Source organism: Kitasatospora sp. NPDC041917, from assembly GCF_055589745.1.
This window is the reverse complement of record NZ_JBVJBI010000049.1, coordinates 1-3,112: the sequence shown is the minus strand read 5'-3', so window position 1 is coordinate 3,112 and position 3,112 is coordinate 1. Positions and strand designations below refer to the sequence as shown.

The following is a 3,112-nucleotide window of genomic DNA, read 5'->3' as shown; positions in this document are numbered from 1 at the left end:
ACCGCCTCGGCAGCGGCCTCGACGACCGCGGCGGCCTCGGCGACGACGGCCTCGGCGGCCGGGGTCGACTCGACCGCCACCGCGGCCTCGGCCGAGGCGGCACCGCCGCGCGAGCGGCGACGGCGACGGCGCGGAGCGGCCTCGTCCTCGGCGCCCTCGACGGCCGGGGTCGCCACGGCGGCACCGGTCACGACGGCAGCGGCCTCGCCCTCGGCGCCGACCGCCGTGCCCCGGCGGGTGCGGCGGCGCTCGCGGGTGCGGCGCGGCTGCTGCTCCTCGGTCTCGGCCGTGGCGGCGCCGGCGCCCGGACGGCCGGAGCCGCCCTGGCCGCCGCGTCCACCACGGTCACCGCGCTCACTGCGGTCACTGCGCTCACCGCGACCGCCGCGGCCCGAGCGGGCGCCGCGTCCACCGGTCTCGCCGAGGTCCTCGACCTCCTCCGCGTTGAGCCCGGCGCGGGTCCGCTCCGAGCGCGGCAGGACGCCCTTGGTGCCCGGCGCGATCTTCAGCAGCTCGTACAGGTGCGCGGAGGTGGAGTAGGTCTCCTCCGGGTCGTTGAACGGCAGGTCCAGCGCCTTGTTGATCAGCTGCCAGCGCGGGATGTCGTCCCAGTCGACCAGGGTGACGGCGGTGCCGGAGGCGCCGGCCCGGCCGGTGCGGCCGATCCGGTGCAGGTAGGTCTTCTCGTCCTCGGGGCACTGGTAGTTGATGACGTGGGTGACGCCCTCGACGTCGATGCCGCGGGCCGCGACGTCGGTGCAGACCAGCACGTCGACCTTGCCGTTGCGGAAGGCCCGCAGGGCCTGCTCGCGGGCGCCCTGGCCGAGGTCGCCGTGGACCGCGCCGGCCGCGAAGCCGCGCTGGGTCAGCTGGTCGGAGACGTCGGCGGCGGTGCGCTTGGTGCGGCAGAAGATCATCGCCAGCCCGCGGCCGTCGGCCTGCAGGATGCGCGAGACCGTCTCGACCTTGTCCAGCGAGTGCGCACGGAAGATGTGCTGCTCGATGTTGGCGACGGTCGCGCCGGTGTCGTCCGGGGCGGCGGCCCGGATGTGGGTCGGCTGGCTCATGTACCGGCGGGCGAGGTTGATGACCTGGCCCGGCATGGTGGCCGAGAACAGCAGGGTCTGCCGCTTGGCCGGCAGCATGGTGATGATCTTCTCGACGTCCGGCAGGAAGCCGAGGTCGAGCATCTCGTCGGCCTCGTCCAGGACCAGCGCGCGGACCTTGGACAGGTTGAGCTTCTTCTGCCCGGCCAGGTCCAGCAGGCGGCCCGGGGTGCCGACCACGATGTCGACGCCCTTGGTGAGCGCCTCCACCTGCGGCTCGTACGCCCGGCCGCCGTAGACGGCGAGGACGCGCACGTTGCGCACCTTGCCGGCGGTCTGCAGGTCGTTGGTGACCTGGGTGCACAGCTCGCGGGTCGGGACGACGATCAGCGCCTGCGGGAAGTCGGAGAGCTGGTCCTCGGTGGCCCGGCCGGCGTCCACGTCGGCGCGCACGATGGCCCGCTCGATCAGCGGGAGGCCGAAGCCGAGGGTCTTGCCGGTGCCGGTCTTGGCCTGGCCGATGACGTCGTGGCCGGTCAGCGCGACCGGCAGGGTCATCTCCTGGATGGGGAAGGGGTGGACGATGCCGACGGACTCGAGCGCCTCGGCGGTCTCCGGGAGGATCCCCAGTTCCCGGAACGTCGTCTTGATGGGTTCAGCGGTGGTGGACAGGGTGCTGCCTCTTCCGTTTTCGAAAGGGCCGAGAGCGAGCGGCGGGCGGGCAGCCGCGCGGCTGCCTACGGGCCTGGCGGCCCTGATACAGCTGCGCGGACGCACAACCGCGCCGGTCCCTGCGGCCGGCCGGTGCGCGCTGCCCTGGTGCGGGGCGCGTCGCCGGCGGCGTCGGGGAGGATTCCCGTGAGGGACCTGCGCGGGACCTTCGCCTCGGGGCGTGGTCTCGGCGGCCCTCGCTCGGCCACTGATGCGGTGCCAAGGCTTGAAGTCCAAGCCATGGTCGGAGCCGATCGGCTCTCCGACCGGGCATCCGCGTACGTGAGTACCCGTGCCTCCGGTGCGGACACGTCCGGCTGGACGGTGCCACTACGGAGGGTTCGCGCGGGGTACCGAGACGGCGGTGACACCATGCGAACACGACGGGCTCCGTACCACCATACAGTCAGGCGACGACTCGAACACGTGACGCGTCCGACATTGCCCCCGGCAACTGCCACCGGAGCGGCCGGTCCGGCCGGTCACCGGGCGTGCCCGGGCACGGGGCGGCGGGGCGGGACTAAAGTTGCGGGTCATGGAGACCCATGGTGAGACGCAGGACGCGGCGGCCGGCTCGATCGGGGACTGGGCCGCGTGCTCGGCCGACCCCGGCTACCGGGCGGCGGTGCTGGACCTGCTCGGCGCGCTCGCGTACGGCGAGCTCAGCGCCTTCGAGCGGCTCGCCGAGGACGCCAAGCTGGCGCCCGACCTCGCCGACAAGGCGGCGCTCGCCCGGATGGCCTCCGCCGAGTTCCAGCACTACCAGCGGCTGCACGACCGGCTCGCCGAGGTCGGCGCCGACCCGCAGGAAGCGATGCGGCCCTTCGTCGAGCCGCTGGAGCTGTTCCACCGGATGACGGCGCCCTCGGACTGGCTGGAGGGCCTGGTCAAGGCCTACGTCGGCGACGCCATCGCGACCGACTTCTACCGCGAGGTGGCCGTCCGGCTGGACGACGACACCCGTGACCTGGTGCTGAGCGTGATGTCCGACACCGGCCACGCCCAGTTCGCCGTGGACAAGGTCCGCCAGGCCATCGAGGCCGACCCGCGGGCCGGCGGCCGGCTCGCCCTGTGGGGCCGGCGGCTGATGGGCGAGGCGCTCAGCCAGGCCCAGCGGGTCGTCGCCGAGCGCGACGCGCTGTCCAACCTGCTGGTCGGCGGCGTGCAGGTGCAGGGCTTCGACCTGGTCGAGGTCGGCAAGATGTTCAACCGGATCACCGAGGCGCACACCAAGCGGATGGCCGCCCTCGGCCTGGCGTCCTAGTGAGCTGGTCCGGAGATTCTTGAGCAGTAGCGGCAGATTCGGTCGATGATCTGGTCGGCGGTCTTGGTCCACTTGAATGGGTGGGCGCTGT

The 3,112-nt window shown here is 73.2% G+C and carries 2 protein-coding genes; one reads left to right on the top strand and one right to left on the bottom strand.

Annotated features, from left to right (window positions below; genetic code table 11):
• Positions 1–1,604, bottom strand: a 1,604-nt coding sequence (locus tag ACZ6EM_RS35165) for a DEAD/DEAH box helicase (RefSeq protein WP_465774192.1), incomplete at its 3' end; no start/stop codon positions are given.
• Between the two features lie 688 nt (positions 1,605–2,292).
• On the opposite strand from ACZ6EM_RS35165, the gene ACZ6EM_RS35160 reads away from it, so the two are divergent.
• A complete protein-coding gene (locus ACZ6EM_RS35160; protein WP_049660234.1) occupies positions 2,293–3,021 on the top strand; it encodes a ferritin-like fold-containing protein in 729 nt (242 codons plus the stop codon).
• The last annotated feature ends 91 nt before the right edge of the window (positions 3,022–3,112 follow it).